Consider the following 19,326-nt stretch of genomic DNA (forward strand, 5'->3'; position numbering starts at 1 on the left):
GTCAGTCCCTGCCCAGTTCGTTGCCCATTTCCCTGGAACGTTCGGCGGCGGCATGGGCGGCCTGCGCGATATGTTCCGCGACCCGGTTGGCGGACATGCTGAGCAGCGCGCGCTCGGTGGTGCCGTTCTTCGAGGTGACGCGCGCGCGCAGCACGCTCGCATCCTCATCGCTGCCGGCGGCAAGCTTGCTGGCGCCGAGGAAGGTCGCGAGGCTCAGGCGGCGCGCGTCTTCGGCATTGAAACCCAGCTCGCGCGCCGCCTGCTGCAGCGCCTCGATGAAATAGAACACGTAGGCCGAGCCGCTGCCGGAAATCGCCGTGACGGCATCCAGCATCGCCTCATCCTGCAGCCACAGCGTTTCGCCGACCGCCTCCAGGATGTCCTGCGCCTGCCCGCATTGCACGGTGCCCACCGCGGGCAAGGCGTACAGCCCGGTCATGCCGCTGCGGATCAGCGCCGGGGTGTTGGGCATGGCGCGCACTACCTTCGGGCAGTTCGCCCAGCGCGCGATGTCGCCGGCGCGGATGCCGGCGGCAATCGAGATCAGCAGTTGCCCCTTGATCAGCGGGGCAAGCTGCTGCGCCACCTCGCGCAACTGCTGCGGCTTTACCGCGAGCACGATGACTTGGCTGCCGTCCACGCCCTCGAAGAGATTGTCCACGGATTGCACGGAAAAATCGCGCTGCAGCCTCGCGCGGCTCTCCGCGTTGACTTCCACCACGCAGAGCTGCTCGGTGAAAAACCCCTTGCCGAGCAGGCCGCCGATGAGTGCGGTGGCCATGTTGCCGCCGCCGATGAAGCAGATGTTCATGTTGTTTCCTTTTGATAAGTTCGATTACCGAAAATCGCCGAGCCGACGCGCACCATGGTCGCGCCTTCCGCGATGGCCGCGGCAAAGTCCTGCGACATGCCCATCGACAGGGTATCGAGTTGCAGGCCCTGCCGGTTCAGTTGTTCGAGCAGCTCGCGCAGCCGCGCGAATGCCTCGCGCTGCGCGGCAACTTCGTCGCTGGGTTCGGGGATGGCCATCAGCCCGCGCAGCGCAAGATGCGGCAGTTGCGCGACCGCCCTCGCCAGTTGCTCCGCTTCTTCGGGCGGCACGCCGCTCTTGCTGGCCTCGCCGCTGATGTTCACCTGCAGGCACACCTGCAGCGGCGGCAGCGGCGCGGGGCGCTGCGCCGAGAGCCGCTCGGCGATCTTCAGCCGATCCACGCCGTGCACCCAGGAAAAACTTTCCGCGATGACGCGCGTCTTGTTGCTCTGGATCGGCCCGATGAAGTGCCACTCGATCGGCAGATCGCGTAGCGCGGCGATCTTGTCCAGCGCCTCCTGCACGTAGCTCTCGGCGAAGCGGGTCTGCCCTGCATCATATGCCTCGCGCAGCGCTTCGGGCGGGAAAGTCTTGCTCACCGCGAGCAGGATTACGTCGTTCGCGGCGCGCTCCGCCTTGGCGGCGGCAGCGTCCATCGCGGCGCGCACGGCTTGCATGTTGGAAGCGATTGTTGTCATAATCCCGTGCGCTGCCCGTCCTTTTCATGCGGCCTGCAGCCGTCTCAATCAAACCGGATTAAAACCGGCAAAACAGGGAAGATTATAATGGATATCACCGAACTGCTTGCCTTCGGCGTCAAGAACAAGGCCTCCGACCTGCATCTCTCCGCCGGCCTGCCGCCGATGATCCGCGTGCACGGCGATATGCGCCGCATCAACCTGCCCGCGATGGAGCACAAGGAAGTACATGCGCTGGTGTACGACATCATGAACGACCAGCAGCGCAAGTTCTACGAGGAGAACAAGGAAGTCGACTTCTCCTTCGAGGTGCCGGGGCTGGCGCGCTTCCGCGTGAATGCCTTCATCCAGAACCGTGGCGCGGGCGCGGTGATGCGTACCATTCCCTCCAAGATTCTGTCGCTGGAAGACCTCAAGGCTCCGAAGAGCTTCGAGACCATCTCGGACTATCCGCGCGGCATGGTGCTGGTCACCGGGCCGACCGGCTCCGGCAAGTCCACCACGCTGGCGGCGATGATCAACCACCGCAACGAGCACGAACTGGGGCATATCCTGACGGTGGAGGACCCGATCGAATTCGTGCACGAGAGCAAGAAGTGCCTGATCAATCAGCGCGAGGTCGGGCGCGATACCCTGTCCTTCCAGAATGCGCTGCGCTCGGCGCTGCGCGAAGACCCGGACATCATCCTGGTCGGCGAAATGCGCGACCTGGAAACCATCCGCCTCGCGATGTCGGCGGCGGAAACCGGCCACCTGGTTTTCGGCACGCTGCACACCAGCTCGGCGGCCAAGACCATCGACCGTATCATCGACGTGTTCCCCGCCGACGAAAAGGAAATGGTGCGCGCGATGCTCTCCGAAAGCTTGCGCGCGGTGATCTCGCAGGCACTGCTCAAGACCAAGGACGGCACGGGCCGCGTGGCCGCGCACGAGATCATGGTCTGCACACCGGCGATCCGCAACCTGATCCGCGAGGCCAAGGTGCCGCAGATGTATTCCGCGATCCAGACCGGCCAGAACCTCGGCATGCAGACTCTCGATCAGTGCCTGACCAACCTGGTCAAAAACAACATCGTCAGCGCCGCCGAAGCGCGCAGCAAGGCGATGAACAAGGATCTGTTCCCCGGTTGATTCAACGGTAGGGTGGGCACAAAGAACGTGCCCACCCTACTACAAGCTACCAGCTATATTCAGGAGTTTATTATGGAAAGAGACCAGGCCACCGAGCTAATCCACAATCTGTTGCGCGGCATGATCAGCAAGAAGGCCTCCGACCTGTTCGTTACGAGCGGCTTTCCGCCGGCCTTCAAGGTGGACGGCAAGATGACGCCGGTTTCCAACCAGGCGCTGACTCCGGTGCATACCCAAGAGCTGGCGCGCGCCATCATGAACGACAAGCAGGCCGCCGAGTTCGAGGCGACGCATGAGTGCAACTTCGCGATCAGCCCGCCCGGCATCGGGCGCTTCCGCGTGAACGTGTTCATGCAGCAGCAGCGCGTCGGTATGGTGCTGCGCACTATCACCACCAAGATTCCCGATCTCGATCAGATGGGGTTGCCGCCGGTGCTGAAGGACATCGTGATGACCAAGCGCGGCCTGGTGATCCTGGTCGGCGGCACCGGCTCGGGCAAGTCCACCACGCTGGCGGCGATGATCGGCCACCGCAACAAGAACAGCTACGGGCACATCATCACCATTGAGGATCCGGTGGAATACGTGCACGATCACGCCAACTGCATCATCACCCATCGCGAAGTCGGCGTGGACACCGAGAACTGGCACAACGCGCTGAAGAATACCCTGCGCCAGGCGCCGGACGTGATCCTGATCGGCGAAATCCGCGACCGCGAGACCATGGAGTACGCCGTGGCTTTCGCCGAGACCGGCCACCTGTGCATGGCCACGCTGCACGCCAACAGCGCCAACCAGGCGCTGGACCGCATCATCAACTTCTTCCCGGAGGAGCGCCGCGAACAGTTGCTCATGGACCTGTCGCTGAACATCAAGGCGCTGATCTCGCAGCGCCTGATCCCGAAGAAGGACGGGGCGGGCCGTGCCGCCGCGATCGAAATCCTGCTCAATTCGCCGCTGATCGCCGACCTGATTTTCAAGGGCGAGGTGCATGCGATCAAGGATGTGATGGCCAAGTCGCGCGAATTGGGCATGGAGACCTTCGACGGCGCGCTGTACAACCTCTACGAGGCCGGCATGATCTCCTACGAGGAGGCGCTGAAGAACGCCGACTCGCTCAACGACCTGCGCCTGCGCATCAAGCTGGAAAGCAAGCTGAGCGGAGACCGCGACGTGATGAGTGGCACCGATCATCTGAAGCTGACCTGACGTTGCCGGCATGGAGCAAAAAGCCGCGCACAGGCGCGGCTTTTTTATTTGCGGTTGCTGCCCGCCACGATCCTGTACTCCAGCAGGCGGCACTCGATCGCGCCGTTGAACAGCGGGATGCGCTTCGACGGAGACAATCGCATCAGTTTCAGGATCGCCTTGTCCGCCGTGAACAGGTAAGCCGTCCAGCCGCCGAATTTCTTCTTCAGCGCGTCGCCCAGCTTCGGGTACAACTCCGCCAGTTCGTCCAGCTCGCCCATGCGTTCGCCGTAGGGCAGGTTGGCCACCAGCACGCCGCTCTCCGCCGGGGCGGAAATTTCCAGGATATTGGCCTGCTTGAGCTGCACGCATTCCGACAGGCCGGCCTCGTGCAGGTTGCGCCATGCGGTCTTCAGCGCGTCGCCGTACAGGTCGCTGCCGTAGATTTCCAGCGGCCTGGCCGGAAGCTGCGCGGCGATCGCCTGTTCGCGCATCTGGCTCCACTTCGCGGCATCGAAATTTTTCAGCTTCTCGAAGGCGAAGCCGCGCCCGATGCCGGGCTGGATGTTGAGGGACATCTGCGCCGCCTCGATCAAAAAGGTGCCGCTGCCGCACATCGGGTCGAGCAGCGGCGTGCCGGGCTGCCAGCCGCTCAGGCGCAAAATGCCCGCCGCGAGGTTCTCGCGGATCGGCGCGATGTTGGTGTGTGATCGCACGCCACGCTTGAACAGCGCGTCGCCCGAGGTGTCGAGGTACAGCATCATGCTGTTGCCTTCGAGGAAGGCATGGATGCGGATGTCCGGCGTGAGCGTGTCCACGCTCGGACGCTCGTTGCAGTGCTCGCGGAAGCGGTCGCACACCGCGTCCTTGATGCGCAGCGTGACGAACTCCAGGCTCTTCAGCGGGCACTTGATCGCCGTGACGTTGACGCGGATCGTGTTGCCCACGTCGAACCAGCGCTGCCATTGCAGCTCGAGCGCAGTCTGGTAAATGTCATGTTCGCTGCGGTACTGCGCTTCCTTGACGCGCCACAGGATGCGGCTGGCGATGCGGTTCTCCAGGTTGGCGCGGTAGCACAGCGGCCAGTCGCCGGAAAAATGCACGCCGCCTTCGGTGCTGCGCACGTTGCTTGCGCCGAGCGCTTCGAGGTCGCCATGCAGGATGGCTTCCAGTCCGCGCGGGCAGGGGGCGAAAAAATCAGGCATGGATCAGAAGGGCTTGACGGTGACGAGGATGACGATGGCGATCAGCAGCAGCACGGGCATCTCGTTGAACCAACGGTAGAACACATGGCTGCGCGTGTTGCGGTCTTCGGCGAACAGCTTGACCAGGTGACCGCAATAGCGGTGGTAGCCCAGCAGCACCAGCACCAGCAGAAGTTTGGCATGCATCCAGCCGCCGCCGATGCCGTAGCCCAGCCAGAGCCACAGGCCGAAACCGATCGCCAGCCAGGCAATCGGCGTGACGAAGCGGTACAGCTTGCGCTCCATCAGTTTAAGCCGCGCGATTTCGGCAGGCTCGGTCGCCATCGCGTGGTTGACGAAGATGCGCGGCAGATAGAACAGACCCGCGAACCAGCTCACCACGAAAATGATATGAAACGATTTAACCCACAGCATGAACTATCCTCATTGCGACAAGCGCCGCCGGAACAGCACCAGCGACACGTAAAAACCCAGCAGCGCGTAGGCCAGCAGCACGGCGGCATGCCACAGGGGCTGCGCCGGAATTGTGTTGTTCAGCAGCGGCCGCGCTAGGTCGATCGCGTGCGTCAGCGGCAGGAAGGCCGATATGTTTTGCAGCAGCGGCGGCAACTGGTCGACCGGGAAAAACACGCCGCATAATAGCACCATCGGCGTGATCACCAGCGTGAAGTAGTACATGAAGAAGTCGTAGCCGGGCGCGACGGCGGTCATGATCAGCCCGAGCGAGGCGAAGCACAGGCCGACCAGCAGCGCGAGCGGGATGAGCCACAGCGTGAGCGGCGAATGCGACAGCCCGAGCAGCCAGATCACCGCGAGCACCGCGAGGCCGGAGAGCAGGCTTTTGCTCGCTGCCCAGGCGATTTCCGAGAACACGATGTCGTCTAGTGTGATGGGGGTGTTGAGGATCGCCTCCCAAGTGCGCTGCTCGTGCATGCGCGCGAAGCCGGAATACAAGGCCTCGAAGCTCGCGCTGTTCATGGTGCTGTAGCACACCGTCCCGGCGGCGAGGAAGGCGATGTAGGACATGCCACCGACCTCCGGCAGCATCCCGCCCAGCCCGTAGCCCAGGCCCAGCATGTAGATCACCGGATCGGCGAGATGGCCGAGGATCGACGAGCCGGCCATCTTCTTCCACACGAGGAAGTTGCGCCGCCAGATCGGGACGAAGCGGAGGCTCGGGCGCGGTGGCGCGAAGATTCTTGTTTTCATTCCATCACTGCCAATTGGATTACTCGTGCATTGTAGGAGCCCGGCTTGCCGGGCGATTCAGGACTCGCGCAACAAGTTGCGCTCCTACAACAGCGCACCATCCCCAACGAGTTACCTGGAGTCATTCGCGCATCTCCCTGCCGGTCAGTTTCAAAAAAACATCTTCCAGATTCGCCGGGCGATGCAAGTAGCGCAGTTCCGGATGCTGCTGCAACTCATGCAGCAGCGGTTGCGCATCCTGCACATAGCAAAATACCGTTTCGCCGCTCACTTCGAAGCGCTGCGCATGGCGTGCCGCGTGGCCCTGCGCCCATTCCGCCGCGCCCTCGCCGAACACCTCGACCACCTGCGGCTCGATGTTGCGCTCGATGAGTTCGCGCGGCGAGCCTTCGCTGATGATGCGTCCGTTGTCCATCACCGCGAGGCGGTGGCAGAGCCGCTCGGCCTCGTCCATGAAGTGCGTGGTGAGCAGCAGCGTCTTGCCGCGCGCGGTCAGCTCGCGCAGCCGTTGCCAGATCAGGTGGCGCGCCTGCGGGTCGAGTCCGGTGGTCGGCTCGTCGAGGAAGATGACCTCCGGGTCGTTCACCAGCGCGCGCGCCAGGGTCAGCCGCCGCTTCATGCCGCCGGACAGGGTCGGCACGCGTGCGTCGCGCTTGCCGGTCAGGTTGGCGAACTCCAGCAGTTCCGGCAGGCGCGCCTCGATGGCCGCATCGCTCATGCCGAAGTAGCGGCCATACACCAGCAGGTTTTCCGCTACCGTGAAGTCCGGATCGAGGTTGTCCATCTGCGGCACCACGCCGACGCGCAGCCGCGCAGGGCGTGCTTCGCCCGGAACGGGATGGTCCAGCAGCCGCAGTTCGCCCGCGTCCGGCGCGATCAGACCGAGCAGCAAACGCAGCGTGGTGGTCTTGCCCGCGCCGTTCGGTCCGAGCAGGCCGAAGCACTCGCCGCACCGGATGGACAGGTTCAGCCCGTTCACCACCAGTTGTCCGCCGTAGAATTTGCGCAGGTTGCGCGCGCTTATCACCGCATTCATGGCTGCCCTCCGAAGTGCCGCAGCACGATCTGCCTGAGCTGCGCCAGCCGCCCGTGGAAGAAATGGTCCGCGCCCGCGAGCACGACGACGGGCAGGTGCTGCGGGCGCGCCCAGCGCAGCACCGCATCGAGTTCCACCACCTCGTCCAGGTCGCCGTGGATCAGCAGGGTGTCGGCTGGCACCGGCGGCATGCCTGCCCCGAGCCCTGTCGAAGGGGTGAAGCGCTCCACGGCGGGCGCGACCAGCACCAGGTGTTGCGGCTGCAAGGCTTCGGCCGCGCGCGCCTGCACGTAGCCGCCGAAGGAAAAGCCGGAGAGGATCAGCGGCAGGCCGGGGTATTCGCCGCGCAGGTGCTCGGCTGCCGCGATCGCGTCCCACGTCTCGCCGTCGCCGTGGTCGTAGCTGCCGGCGCTTTCGCCCACTCCGCGGAAGTTGAAGCGCAACGCGGCAAAGCCCAGCTCGGCGAAGGCCTTCGCCAGGGTCGTCACCACCTTGTTGTCCATCGTACCGCCCATGGTGGGCAGCGGGTGCGCGACCACGGCCACCGCGCGCGGCTCATCGTCGGGCAGGTGCAGCATGCCCTCGAGATGGCCGGCTGGCCCGGCAAAAATTGTCTTGCGTTGTGTAGCCAAGCGGCCTCCGGGAGTTGGCGGGGTGCCGGGATTATTTCTTCTGGATCAGTTCGATCTTGTAGCCGTCCGGGTCCTCGACGAACGCGATCACGGTGCTGCCGTGCTTCATCGGCCCGGCCTCGCGCACCACCCTGCCGCCGCGCTGCCTGATGTTGTCGCAGGCGGCATAGGCGTCGGCCACCTCGATCGCGATGTGGCCGAAGGCGTTGCCGGGTTCGTACTTTTCCACGCCCCAGTTGTGGGTGAGCTCTATCACCGCGCCCTGCGCCTCGTCACCGTAGCCGACGAAGGCCAGGGTGAACTTGCCTTCGGGGTAATCGGTGCGGCGCAGCAATTTCATGCCGAGCACGCCGGTGTAGAAGGCGAGCGATTTTTCCAGATCGACAACACGCAGCATGGTGTGCAGGATACGCATAGCGGCTCCATTCTTTTGAAATTATCTTGGGGGTTATAGGGTAAAATACCCGTCCGAAAGCGCATTTTACCATCGCCCCATCATGTCCGAATCCTTCCCGCTCGTCATGAGTTTCGCCGCGACCGATCCCAGCGGCGGCGCCGGCCTGCAGGCCGACCTGCTGACCATTTCCAGCATGGGATGCCATCCGCTGTCGGTGGTCACGGCGATCACCGTGCAGGACACCAGCGGCGTGGACGACGTGCTGCCGATCGACCCCGAGTGGGTGGTGGACCAGGCGCGCGCGATGCTTGAGGACGTGCCGGTCGCGGCATTCAAGATCGGCCTGCTCGGCAGCGTGGAGAACATCGCGGCCATCGCCGAGATCCTCGCGGATTATCCGGACATCCCGCTGGTGCTCGACCCGGTACTGGCCTCGGGGCGCGGCGACGAACTCGCGAACGAGGATATGCTGGATGCGATGCGCGAGCTGCTGATCCCGCAGACCACCATCATTACGCCGAACAGCATGGAGGCACGCCGCCTCGCGCTGGATGAGAACGATGAAGAGGACGACCCGGCCCTCGACGAATGCGCCAGGCGCATCCTGGCTCTGGGTTGCGAGTACGTGTTGATTACCGGCACGCACGAGCAGACGCCCAAGGTAATCAACACGCTTTATGGCGAGCGCGGCGTGCTGCGCAGCGACAGCTGGGCGCGGCTGCCGGGCATCTATCACGGCTCCGGCTGCACGCTGGCCTCCGCAATCGCGGCACTCCTGGCGCAGGGCGTGGACGTGCCGGAGGCGGTCAAGGAGGCGCAGGAATATACCTGGCAGACATTGAGTGCAGGTTTTCGTCCTGGCATGGGACAGCATATCCCGGATCGCTTGTTCTGGGCGCGCGGCGAAGAGGATGAACCAAAACCTGAACGCCCGAATTAAAGGGTTGTATGCGATCACGCCGGACGAAAGCGACACGGCGGAGCTGCTGCACAGGGTACGCCTCGCCCTGCGGGGCGGGGCGCGGGTGCTGCAGTACCGCAACAAGGCCGCCGATGCGGCGCTGCGCCTGAAGCAGGCGCAAGCCTTGCGCGAACTGGCGCGCGAATTCGGTGCGCAACTGATCGTCAACGACGACGTTGCGCTGGCGCAGCAGGTGGAGGCGGACGGCGTGCACCTCGGCGGTGAGGACGGCAGCATCGCGGAAGCGCGCGCGCTGCTCGGCGGCGGCAGGCTGATAGGGGTGTCTTGCTATAATCGCCTCGTGCTGGCGCAGGAGGCGGTGTGGCAGGGCGCGGATTACGTGGCGTTCGGCAGCTTCTTCGCCTCGACGGTGAAGCCGCAGGCGGTGGCGGCGACGCCGGAGTTGTTGCAACAGGCGCGCCGCGAGCTGGCGGTGCCGATTGTCGCGATCGGCGGCATCACCGCGCAGAACGGCACGCAACTGATCGAAGTGGGGGCGGATGCGCTGGCGGTGATTTCGGCGGTGTTTTCCGCGCCGGATGTCGAGGGTGCGGCAAGAGAATTTTACAATTTATTTGAGCAAGGTAAATCAGTATGACTTCGCACAACCAAGAGCTATTTGATCAATCGCAGAAAGTCATCCCCGGCGGGGTGAATTCGCCGGTGCGCGCCTTCCGCTCGGTCGGCGGCACGCCGCTGTTCTTTCAGCGCGGGCAGGGCGCCAGCGTGTGGGATGCGGACGGCAAGAAATACACCGATTACGTCGGCTCCTGGGGGCCGATGATCGTCGGGCACTGCCATCCCGAGGTGGTCAAGGCGGTGCAGGATGCGGCCGCGCAGGGCCTGGGTTTCGGTGCGCCGACGGCGAGCGAGCTGGAACTCGCCAATCTGCTGTGCAAGCTGCTGTCGAGTCTGGAGATGGTGCGGCTGGTGAGCTCCGGCACCGAGGCGACGATGAGCGCGATCCGCCTCGCGCGCGGCTTCACCGGCCGTTCGCGCATCGTCAAGTTCGAGGGCTGTTACCACGGCCATTCCGACGGTTTGCTGGTCAAGGCCGGCTCCGGCGCGCTGACCTTCGGTCAGCCGAGCTCTTCCGGTGTGCCTGCGGAGATCGCTCAACTTACCACGGTGCTGGATTACAACGATGCCGCCGGACTGGAGAAGGCCTTCGCCGAGATGGGCAAGGAAATCGCGGCGGTGATCGTCGAGCCGGTTGCGGGCAACATGAACCTCGTCGCGCCGAAGCGCGAGTTTCTCGACGCGATGCGCAACCTGTGCACCAAGCACGGTGCGGTGCTGATTCTCGACGAGGTGATGACCGGCTTCCGCGTCGGGCTGCAGGGCGCGCAGGGACATTACGGCGTCAAGCCGGATCTGGTCACGCTCGGCAAGGTGATGGGCGGCGGCCTGCCCGCGGCGGCCTTCGGCGGGCGGCGCGACATCATGCAATGCCTCGCTCCGCTCGGCCCGGTGTACCAGGCAGGCACGCTGTCCGGCAACCCGGTCGCTGTCGCGGCGGGGTTGGCCACGCTCAAATTGGTGCAGCAAGCCGGTTTCTACGAGCGCCTGTCGCAACTCGCGAAGCAGCTCACCGAAGGTCTGACTGCGGCCGCGCAGAAGCATGGCATCCAATTCTGCGCGCAATCCGTTGGCGGCATGTTCGGCCTGTATTTCAGCAAGGCCTTGCCGACCAGCTACGCCGAGGTGATGGCATGCGACAAGGAGGCGTTCAACCGCTTCTTCCACGCGATGCTGGACGCGGGCCACTACCTCGCGCCGTCGGCGTTCGAGGCTGGTTTCGTCTCTGCCGCGCATAGCGAGGCGGATATCGCCGCGACCATTGCCGCGGCCGACAAGATTTTCGCCGTCTGGTAATGGGACTGTTCTCTCAGGCCCAGTTTTTTACTACGGTCAATCATTTGCACGATCTGCCGCTGCACGGCGGGAGGGAAGTCGCGTTCGTCGGGCGCTCCAACGCGGGCAAGTCGAGCGCAATCAACACGCTGGCCAACCACACCCGGCTGGCCTACACCAGCAAGACGCCGGGGCGCACCCAGCACCTCAACTATTTCTCGCTCGGCGACAACAACTTCCTGGTCGACCTGCCCGGCTACGGTTACGCCAAAGTGCCGCCGGACGTGCAGCAGCACTGGGAGAACCTGCTGAGCAAATATCTGCAGACCCGCGAAGAACTGTGCGGTCTGGTGGTCATCATGGACGCGCGCCGCCCGCTGACCGAGCTGGACGAGAACATGCTGGACTGGTTCGCGCCGACCGGCAAGCCGGTGCATATCCTGCTGACCAAGTCGGACAAGCTCAGCCGCCAGCAGGCCACCTTGACCCTGAATCGCGTAAAATCTCACTTGGCCGAGCATTTTCCGCAGTGCTCCGTGCAGTTGTTCTCCAGCCTGAAGAAGATCGGCATGGAGGAGGCGGAAGCGGTGATCGCCGGCTGGCTGAAGGACAATGGATAAAAAAAGCCCCCGGATACCGGGGGCTTAAAAATGTCTTAACAGGGGGTTAAGACGACCCGCTCAGGGAGGAGAAACGGGGAACGATTCATCATCATTCACAGCATCAGATTAGCGTTCTCTGAAATAGTTCAATCGAAGACCACAATTCGGGAAAAAATCATGCAGACACTCGGCCAATACCCTCATAAGCGCATGCGCCGCATGCGTCACGACGCATTTTCACGGGACTTGATGCGTGAGCATGTGCTCACACCGGCGGACTTCATCTACCCGGTCTTTGTGCTCGAAGGCAGCCAGAAGGTCGAGGACGTGAAGTCCATGCCGGGGGTGCAGCGCAAGACCCTGGACCTGCTGCTTAAGGACGCCGAGCAGTGCGTGAAGCTCGGTATCCCGGTGATGGCGATCTTCCCGGTGATCGACGCGCCGCTCAAGAGCCTGGACGCCAAGGAGGCCTACAACCCGGACGGCCTCGTGCCGCGCGTGGTCGCCGAACTGAAGAAAAATTTCCCCGGACTCGGCGTGATGACCGACATCGCGCTCGACCCCTACACCAGCCACGGCCAAGATGGGCTGATCGACGCCAGCGGCTACGTGCTCAACGACGAGACCGTGGCCGTGCTGGCGCAGCAGGCGCAAGTCCATGCGATGGCAGGCGCCGACATCGTCGCCCCCTCCGACATGATGGACGGGCGCATCGGCGCGGTGCGCGCCGCGCTGGATCGCAAGGGCTGCATCCACACACGCATCATGGCCTACTCCGCCAAGTATGCCTCCAGCTTCTACGGCCCGTTCCGCGATGCGGTCGGCTCCAGCGGCAACCTCGGTTCCGGCAACAAGTACACCTACCAGATGGACCCGGCCAACTCCGACGAGGCGCTCTGGGAAGTAGGCCTCGACCTGCAGGAAGGCGCGGACATGGTGATGGTCAAGCCCGGCATGCCCTACCTCGACATCGTGCGCCGCGTGAAGGACGAATTCAAGGCGCCGACCTTCGTCTACCAGGTCAGCGGCGAATACGCGATGCTCAAGGCCGCCGCGCAGAACGGCTGGCTCAACGAGCAGGCCTGCGTGCTGGAGGCGCTGCTGGCGTTCAAGCGAGCGGGGGCGGATGGGATATTGACTTACTTTGCGCTGGATGCGGCGAAGTGGTTGAAGCAGCACGATTGAGGCTTAAAACTAAAGATTCGGGTTATTAGGTTGTCTACTTTTCGTTAGTTTTCATTAAGCATATGTCCGAGCCAATCCAAGATGGTGTTGTAAAGTGGTTCTCAGCCGAAAAAGGCTATGGCTATATCGTTGGTGAAGACAAAACAGATAGACACTTTCGTGTCAAAGATGTCATAGGAGCGAACTTGCCACGGACAGGGCAGCAAGTACATTTTGTGCCGATACAACGGACGAAGGGAGTTGCGGCTAGTTCTGTCACTTTGATCGATGACTCCAATAACACAGCGCCAGGAGACGGACGGGTCATATGTATGTCGTGCAACAATCGCGTCAGCCCACGCATTGTTACTTATCGCGGACAGCCAGAGCGTTCCCTTTGTCCTGTCTGCGGGCACTCTCTTAAAGAGTTTAATGAACCAGCGATAGAAGTGATTTGGCGAGAGTTGTCCTTATTGCTTCTGCGGATAGGCAGCTTCATTGAAAAGCAGGTTTGCAAGCGATTTCGTTGAGCCATGGGCACATCGTGACCACGCAGCAATTCAAATCTACGCATTAATGATTTTGAATTTCCATTTGCCCTTCCCCTGTGCGCCGCTGAGTAGTGGAGGCTGGTCAGGGGATCTCGGCGAGGACTGTCTGAGCGCGTAGCGCGAGTTCCGCAGCAGCCTGACTAGGCGAGCAACGCAGGGAACCCCCGAAGGGGGCGGCAAACCGGGGGCGCCTTCTTTGAGTTACCTTTCTTGGCAAGACAAGAAAGGTAACTAGCTGCCGGGCTACCCCCGGCGAAGTTACTTTTGATTACGGCCTTTCATGCTTCGACAAGCTCAGCACGAACGGCCTTAGAGACAGCGCGGTTCCGCACCCTACGCCAAATCAAACAACAACACCTCCGCCCTCTTCCCCGCCGCAAGGCTGACCCGCGCCTCATCGACATACATCAGCGCATCCCCCGCGTTCAGTTCATATCCATTGGCCTGCAAGCTGCCGCGCGCGACATGCAGGTAGGCCCTGCGTCCCGCGGCGATGGGGTAGTCCAGTGTCTCCGCGCCATCCAGCAGCGCGGCCGAGAGGCGTGCGTTCTGGTGGATGCGCAGCGAGCCGTTCGCCGCATCGGGCGAGACCAGCAGGCACCAGCGTCCGCGTTTAGCCTCGTCGGGGAAGGTCTTCTGCCAGTAGCCCGGCGCAAGCCCTTGTTCGTCAGGCATGATCCAGATCTGCAGCAGGTGCACCGCTTCGCTGTCCGAGGGGTTGAATTCGCTGTGCTGCACGCCGCTGCCCGCGCGCATCAACTGTATTTCGCCGGCGTGGATGTCCTCGCCGTTGCCCATGCTGTCGCGGTGGCGCAGGCGGCCGGAGAGGATGAAGGTGATGATTTCCATGTCGCGGTGGCCGTGGGTGTCGAAGCCCCTGCCGGGCTGCACGATATCCTCGTTGATGACGCGCAATGCGCCGAAGCGCATATGCTTGTGGTCCTGGTAGTCGGCGAAGGAGAAGCTATGCCAGCTTTCCAGCCAGCCGTGGTGCGCGTGGCCGCGTTCATTTGCCTTGCGTAGCGTGATCATGGCGAGCCTCCGTTCAAGTTGAAGAGGTTCCGGTCTGTTTTCGGGGAAAGACGTTGTCCGCAGCTTACCCAGATCGGCCGCGACTGGGCAATGGGTAATGGAGCTTATTTGATGGCTTGAGATTAGCCAGCCAGCAGCATCTCCACTGCCGCGATGTCGGCATGGGTCTCCGGGTGGCGGCTGCCGCTGTGGCGGGCGTTCTCGGGCAGCACGACGATGTGGGTCTGCATGCCGGATTCGCCGGTCAGGGTGTAGCTCGGCACGGTCTCCTCGTGGCCGCCTACCTGCGCTTTCCATTCGCCGTCCTCGAAGTCGATGTTGTGCTTGAGCAGGAACAGCAGCACGGCCTTGGCGTCGTCGGAGAACAGCATCAGGTTGATGTCGGAGTGCGCACCCGCCGTGCCGCTCAGCACCGAGCCGGTGAGGTAGGGGTGGAACGGCTCCAGCAGGCGCATGATGGAAAGGGCTTCCTCGCGCAATAGGCGCAGGATGTCCGGGTGGCTGTCGTGCTGATACAGCGCGCGGTAGCTGTGCAGCGCCTCGTCCACTTCCTGGTTGCTGGGCAGGTGCTGGGTGTCGGATGCGCCGAGTTGCCGCGCGGCCTTGCGCTTGGCGAAGGCGTGGTCGGTGATGCCGCCCTCGGCCATCAGCTTGGCGGCCAGGTGCGCGAGCTGCTCGCGCATCAGGTCGCGTTTGCCGTTATGGTTTTTGTGTTCCTTGGACATGTCAGAGCAGCTGGTCCTTGACTGTATCCACCGGCCGCGCTTCCCCGCTGGGAGCAGGAGGTGGCATGGCCTGCTCGGGCGGGATATTCTCCTGGTAGAAAGACTCGAACAGCGAGCCGTTCGGGTCGCGATACCCTGCCTCGTTGATGCGCACGACGGTCATGTTGTCCGGCATGGCGTATTCGGCCTGCGGTACGTCCTTGAGCGCCTTTTCCATGTAGCTCATCCAGATCGGCAGGGCCGCGCCGCCGCCGGTTTCCTTGTCGCCCAGGCTGCGTGGCTGGTCGAAGCCCATCCAGGCGATGCCGACCAGGGTGGGCTGGAAGCCGCAGAACCAGGCATCTATCGAGTCGCTGGTGGTGCCGGTCTTTCCGGCCAGGTCTTGGCGGCCGAGCTGCATGGCGCGGATGGCGGTGCCGTGCTTGACCACGTCCTGCATCATGCTGATCATGGTGTAGGCGTTGCGCACGTCGATGACCTGTTCCGCATCCTCGCCCGCCGTGACCGGCCTGGTCTTGAGCAGCACCTTGCCCTGGGCGTCTTCGATGCGCTCGATGAAGTAGGGGGTGACGCGGAAGCCGCCGTTGGCGAAGGTCGAATAGCCGGTCAGCATCTGCATGGGGGTGACGGAGCCGGCGCCCAGCGCCATGGTGAGATAGGGCGGGTGCTTGTCGGCGTCGAAGCCGAATTTGGTGAGGTAGTCCTGGGCGTATTGCGGCGTGATGGATTGCAGGATGCGGATGGAGACCAGGTTCTTCGACTTGGTCAGTGCCCTGCGCATGCGCATCGGGCCGGCATATTCGTTATCGAAATTCTTCGGCTGCCAGGGCTCGCTGCCGGTTTGCTCGGCGTCGAACATCAGGGGCGCGTCATTGATCACCGTGGCGGGCGTGAAGCCTTTTTCCAGTGCGGCGGAGTAAATGAAGGGCTTGAGGCTTGATCCCGGCTGCCGCCAGGCCTGAGTGATGCGGTTGAACTGGTTGCGCCCGAAATTGAAGCCGCCGACCAGCGCGTGGATAGCACCGTCGCGCGGATCCGCGGAAACGAAGGCAGCTTCGACCTGTGGAAGCTGGCTTATCTGCCAGACCCCCTTTTCGTCCTTCTGCAGGCGGATGACCGAGCCGGGGATGATGCGCTGGTTCAGGGCGACCTTGCCGTTCAGCGCGCGCTGGGCGAATTGCAGGGCTTCGCCGCTGACTTCGGCGACTTCCCCGCCCTTGCAATAGGCGCGGACCAGTTTGGGCGAGGCTTCCTGCACCACGGCGGGAATCAGGTCGTCGTTGTCGGCGACTTCCTGCAGCGCCTCTTCCAGATATTCTTCGCCACTGCCTTTTTTCGGGTCGATAAAACCTTCCGGGCCGCGATAGCCGTGGCGGCGGTCGTATTCCAGCACGCCGGCGCGGACGGCCTGGTATGCGGCGAGTTGCTCCTGCTGGCGGATGGTGGTGTAGACCTTGAAGCCCAGCGCGTAGGTATCTTCGTGGTATTTCTCATAAACGGCCTGGCGGGCCATTTCTGCGATGTAGTCCGACTTGGTGCCGTATTCCTGAGTGCCGTGCTTGGCGGTGATGGGCTGCTGCTGGGCGAGGCGGAGTTGCTCGTCGTCGATAAAGTGCAGCTCGTGCATGCGGCGTAGCACGTAAGCCTGGCGCAGTTTGGCACGCTTTGGATTGACCACGGGGTTATATGAGGAGGGCGCCTTGGGCAGGCCGGCGAGCATGGCTGCCTCGGCCAAGGTCACCTGGCCGAGCGGCTTGCCAAAATAGACCTGGGATGCCGCCGCGAAGCCGTAGGCGCGCTGGCCGAGGTAGATCTGGTTGAAGTAGAGCTGCAGGATTTCGTCCTTGCTCAGGTTGTGCTCGATCTTGAAGGCGAGCAATACCTCATTGAATTTGCGCGTCATAGTCTTTTCCTTGGAAAGGAAAAAATTGCGCGCCACCTGCATGGTGATGGTGCTTGCCCCTTGTTTCGCACCACCGGCGGTGAAGTTGGAGATTGCCGCGCGCAGCACCCCCATGTAATCTACGCCGCCATGCTCATAAAAACGGTCGTCCTCGGCGGCGAGAATGGCCTTCTTCATCACGTCGGGGACTTCGGAAATTTTGACCAGCGCGCGCCGTTCCTCGCCAAACTCGCCGAGCAGCGCGCCTTCGGCGCTGTAAACGCGTAGCGGAATCTTGGGGCGGTAGTCGGTGAGCGCCTCCAGCGAAGGTAGTGTCGGGTATGCCAGCATGACCGCCAAGCCAAGCAATATTGCCGGGAGTGAAAGCAGGGTCAGCGCTGCAAGGATCGGGAGCAGCCAGCGGCGGGAAAGCATGTGCAGTTGTCTGGAAAGAGAAATTGATGATATGGTGGGCGCAATTATATCGGCTCGCGGATAAAATGACCCTCCAAAAATAACTTTACATGATTTATAGTTATTGCTAGGATTTAAACCACTTTGTACGGAAAAGCGCTAAACGGCCTATGCCAAAAGTAAATTTTGATATCCCGCTGGACTTTCTGCAGACCAAGACTCCACCCATGATAGGCGTGGATATCAGTGCATCCTCCGTCAAGATGGTTGAACTGAGCGAATTGCCAAAAAAAGGCGGGTATGTCGTGGAGCGCTACGCGATCGAGCCGCTCCCCAAGGATGCCGTCACCGATGGCAACATCAACAACCTCGATGCAGTGGCGGAGACCCTTCAGCGCGCCTGGAAGCGCTTGGGCAGCCGCATCAAGAACGTCAGCCTAGCGCTTCCCGCCGCGGCGGTGATTACCAAGAAAATTCTGCTGCCGGCCGGTATGCGCGAAGAAGACCTAGAATATCAGGTCGAATCCGAGGCAAACCAGTATATTCCGTTCGCGCTGGATGAGGTCAATCTTGACTTTCAGGTGATCGGTCCCGCCCCCGGCAATCCTGAAGAGCTCGAAGTGTTGCTGGCCGCTTCGCGCAAGGCCAATGTCGAAGACCGCGTCGCAGCCGCTCAGGCGGCAAGCTTGAAGGCTCTGGTCGTCGACGTCGAGCCCTATGCGGCCGAAACGGCGTTTGAACAGATAAGCGCCCAGTTACCGGACAACGCGGTGGACAAGTGCGTCGCGCTGGTCGATGTCGGCTCGAACGTGATGAACGTCAATGTGCTGCGTAATGGCCAGTCGGTCTATTCGCGGGACCAGCAGGTCGGCGGCGACCAGTTGACGCAGCAGATTCAGGCGATGTTCGGTTTGTCCGCCGACGAGGCGGAGGCGGCCAAGCGCAGTGGCGGATTGCCGGATAACTATGAAAGCGATGTGCTGTCGCCCTTTCGCGAGAGCGTCGTGATGGAAATTGCTAGGGCGCTGCAGTTCTTCTTTACTTCGACGCAATACAATGAGGTGGACTACATCGTGCTGGCGGGAGGGTGCGCGGTGCTGCCAGGTCTGGACGATGCGGTGGCGACCCGCACCCAGGTCAGCACCATGGTGGCCAACCCGTTTGCCCTGATGACGCTGTCGAGCCGCATCAAGCCGCGTCAGTTGCAGATGGACGCGCCGTCCCTGATTGTCGCCTGCGGACTGGCGATGCGGAGGTTCGACCCATCATGATACGCATAAACTTATTGCCGCATCGCGCCGAAAAGCGGCGCGCCCGCCAGATCCAGTTTGCCGCACTGAGCGTGATCTTCGTAGTGCTGGGGGCATTGCTGGTGGGGTTTGTGCATGGCTATATCAGTGCACAGATTTCCTACCAGGAAAGGCGCAATGCATACCTGAAGCAGGAGACGGCGGTGCTGGACAAACAGATTGCGGAAATCAAGAAGCTCCAGGAGCAGACGCAATCCCTGCTGATCCGCAAGGATGCGGTGGAAAAACTGCAAAGTGACCGTTCGGACGTGGTGCACTTGCTGGACCAGATGCTGCGCATCCTGCCGGATGGCGTGCACCTCAAGACGCTCAAGCAGACGGGCAATAAAATCAATGTGGTCGGCTATGCGCAGTCCAATGCACGGATTTCCACCTTGATGAGGGCGATCGAGGATTCGCCGTGGCTTGATTCACCGGCCTTGGTGGAGATTCATGCCTCCGGTGCGGGCGGTGCGCGGGTAAGCGAGTTTACGCTGACATTCAACCTGACCAAGCAGAACACCGCCGGCACAAAGGGTTAATGC

The 19,326-nt window shown here is 62.5% G+C and carries 21 protein-coding genes; 10 read left to right on the forward strand and 11 right to left on the reverse strand.

Annotation, left to right across the window (positions count from 1 at the left end):
- Position 1 precedes the first annotated feature (1 nt).
- Positions 2-811, reverse strand: a complete 810-nt coding sequence (gene proC, locus ACRRNM_RS10075) for a pyrroline-5-carboxylate reductase (protein WP_435628090.1) — start codon at positions 809-811, stop codon at positions 2-4.
- A complete protein-coding gene (locus ACRRNM_RS10080) occupies positions 808-1,509 on the reverse strand; it encodes a YggS family pyridoxal phosphate-dependent enzyme (protein ID WP_435628091.1) in 702 nt (233 codons plus the stop codon). Before ACRRNM_RS10080 ends, proC begins: the two co-directional genes overlap by 4 nt.
- A gap of 84 nt (positions 1,510-1,593) precedes the next feature.
- Between ACRRNM_RS10080 and ACRRNM_RS10085 the strand changes: the two genes are divergently transcribed.
- Together ACRRNM_RS10085 and ACRRNM_RS10090 are read left to right on the forward strand one after the other, a co-directional pair.
- The gene (locus ACRRNM_RS10085; RefSeq protein WP_435628671.1) at positions 1,594-2,640 is read left to right on the forward strand and encodes a type IV pilus twitching motility protein PilT; all 1,047 of its coding nucleotides are present in this window, start codon (positions 1,594-1,596) and stop codon (positions 2,638-2,640) included.
- Between the two features lie 72 nt (positions 2,641-2,712).
- Positions 2,713-3,849, forward strand: a complete 1,137-nt coding sequence (locus tag ACRRNM_RS10090) for a PilT/PilU family type 4a pilus ATPase (protein WP_435628092.1) — start codon at positions 2,713-2,715, stop codon at positions 3,847-3,849.
- A gap of 44 nt (positions 3,850-3,893) precedes the next feature.
- Here the strand turns inward: ACRRNM_RS10090 and ACRRNM_RS10095 are convergent, their stop codons facing one another.
- The 6 genes from ACRRNM_RS10095 to gloA all read right to left on the reverse strand — a co-directional run bounded on the left by ACRRNM_RS10095 (position 3,894) and on the right by gloA (position 8,325).
- Entirely contained in the window at positions 3,894-5,033 is a 1,140-nt protein-coding gene (locus tag ACRRNM_RS10095; RefSeq protein ID WP_435628093.1) for a THUMP domain-containing class I SAM-dependent RNA methyltransferase, read from the reverse strand.
- Between the two features lie 3 nt (positions 5,034-5,036).
- Entirely contained in the window at positions 5,037-5,447 is a 411-nt protein-coding gene (locus ACRRNM_RS10100; protein ID WP_435628094.1) for a CopD family protein, read from the reverse strand.
- 9 nt (positions 5,448-5,456) lie between these two features.
- Positions 5,457-6,242 (reverse strand): ABC transporter permease, encoded by a 786-nt coding sequence (locus ACRRNM_RS10105; RefSeq protein WP_435628095.1) that lies wholly within the window; start codon positions 6,240-6,242, stop codon positions 5,457-5,459.
- 121 nt (positions 6,243-6,363) lie between these two features.
- Positions 6,364-7,278: an ATP-binding cassette domain-containing protein gene (locus ACRRNM_RS10110; RefSeq protein ID WP_435628096.1), complete on the reverse strand. Its 915-nt coding sequence runs from the start codon at positions 7,276-7,278 to the stop codon at positions 6,364-6,366.
- A complete protein-coding gene (locus ACRRNM_RS10115; protein ID WP_435628097.1) occupies positions 7,275-7,910 on the reverse strand; it encodes an alpha/beta hydrolase in 636 nt (211 codons plus the stop codon). Before ACRRNM_RS10115 ends, ACRRNM_RS10110 begins: the two co-directional genes overlap by 4 nt.
- Positions 7,911-7,941: 31 nt before the next feature.
- Positions 7,942-8,325, reverse strand: coding sequence for a lactoylglutathione lyase (gene gloA / locus ACRRNM_RS10120; protein ID WP_435628098.1), 384 nt, complete (start codon positions 8,323-8,325; stop codon positions 7,942-7,944).
- Between the two features lie 82 nt (positions 8,326-8,407).
- Here gloA and thiD point away from each other — a divergent pair, with 82 nt between their 5' ends.
- The 6 genes from thiD (at position 8,408) to ACRRNM_RS10150 (ending at position 13,418) form a co-directional block, all read left to right on the forward strand.
- A complete protein-coding gene (gene thiD, locus ACRRNM_RS10125; RefSeq protein WP_435628099.1) occupies positions 8,408-9,247 on the forward strand; it encodes a bifunctional hydroxymethylpyrimidine kinase/phosphomethylpyrimidine kinase in 840 nt (279 codons plus the stop codon).
- Positions 9,219-9,866 (forward strand): thiamine phosphate synthase, encoded by a 648-nt coding sequence (thiE, locus tag ACRRNM_RS10130; protein ID WP_435628100.1) that lies wholly within the window; start codon positions 9,219-9,221, stop codon positions 9,864-9,866. Before thiD ends, thiE begins: the two co-directional genes overlap by 29 nt.
- Positions 9,863-11,143 (forward strand): glutamate-1-semialdehyde 2,1-aminomutase, encoded by a 1,281-nt coding sequence (gene hemL / locus ACRRNM_RS10135; RefSeq protein ID WP_435628101.1) that lies wholly within the window; start codon positions 9,863-9,865, stop codon positions 11,141-11,143. Before thiE ends, hemL begins: the two co-directional genes overlap by 4 nt.
- A complete protein-coding gene (gene yihA / locus ACRRNM_RS10140) occupies positions 11,143-11,742 on the forward strand; it encodes a ribosome biogenesis GTP-binding protein YihA/YsxC (protein WP_435628102.1) in 600 nt (199 codons plus the stop codon). Before hemL ends, yihA begins: the two co-directional genes overlap by 1 nt.
- Positions 11,743-11,901: 159 nt before the next feature.
- Positions 11,902-12,909 carry a porphobilinogen synthase gene (gene hemB, locus ACRRNM_RS10145; protein ID WP_435628103.1) on the forward strand — a complete coding sequence of 336 codons (1,008 nt, stop codon included), beginning with the start codon at positions 11,902-11,904 and terminating at the stop codon, positions 12,907-12,909.
- 62 nt (positions 12,910-12,971) lie between these two features.
- Positions 12,972-13,418, forward strand: a complete 447-nt coding sequence (locus ACRRNM_RS10150) for a cold-shock protein (protein ID WP_435628104.1) — start codon at positions 12,972-12,974, stop codon at positions 13,416-13,418.
- A 354-nt stretch (positions 13,419-13,772) separates the two neighbouring features.
- On the opposite strand, the gene ACRRNM_RS10155 is transcribed toward ACRRNM_RS10150, so the two are convergent.
- From ACRRNM_RS10155 to ACRRNM_RS10165, 3 genes are all read right to left on the reverse strand, one after another.
- Entirely contained in the window at positions 13,773-14,471 is a 699-nt protein-coding gene (locus ACRRNM_RS10155) for a pirin family protein (RefSeq protein ID WP_435628105.1), read from the reverse strand.
- Between the two features lie 122 nt (positions 14,472-14,593).
- Complete coding sequence (locus tag ACRRNM_RS10160; protein ID WP_435628106.1) at positions 14,594-15,196, reverse strand: nucleotidyltransferase domain-containing protein; 603 nt, start codon at positions 15,194-15,196, stop codon at positions 14,594-14,596.
- A gap of 1 nt (position 15,197) precedes the next feature.
- Entirely contained in the window at positions 15,198-17,513 is a 2,316-nt protein-coding gene (locus ACRRNM_RS10165; RefSeq protein ID WP_435628107.1) for a penicillin-binding protein 1A, read from the reverse strand.
- A 149-nt stretch (positions 17,514-17,662) separates the two neighbouring features.
- Between ACRRNM_RS10165 and ACRRNM_RS10170 the strand changes: the two genes are divergently transcribed.
- Complete coding sequence (locus ACRRNM_RS10170; protein WP_435628108.1) at positions 17,663-18,763, forward strand: pilus assembly protein PilM; 1,101 nt, start codon at positions 17,663-17,665, stop codon at positions 18,761-18,763.
- Positions 18,760-19,323: a PilN domain-containing protein gene (locus tag ACRRNM_RS10175; RefSeq protein WP_435628109.1), complete on the forward strand. Its 564-nt coding sequence runs from the start codon at positions 18,760-18,762 to the stop codon at positions 19,321-19,323. Before ACRRNM_RS10170 ends, ACRRNM_RS10175 begins: the two co-directional genes overlap by 4 nt.
- Positions 19,324-19,326: the final 3 nt, after the last annotated feature.

The sequence above is a fragment of the Ferrigenium straubiae genome (assembly GCF_051257895.1).
Lineage (GTDB): Bacteria > Pseudomonadota > Gammaproteobacteria > Burkholderiales > Gallionellaceae > Gallionella > Gallionella straubiae.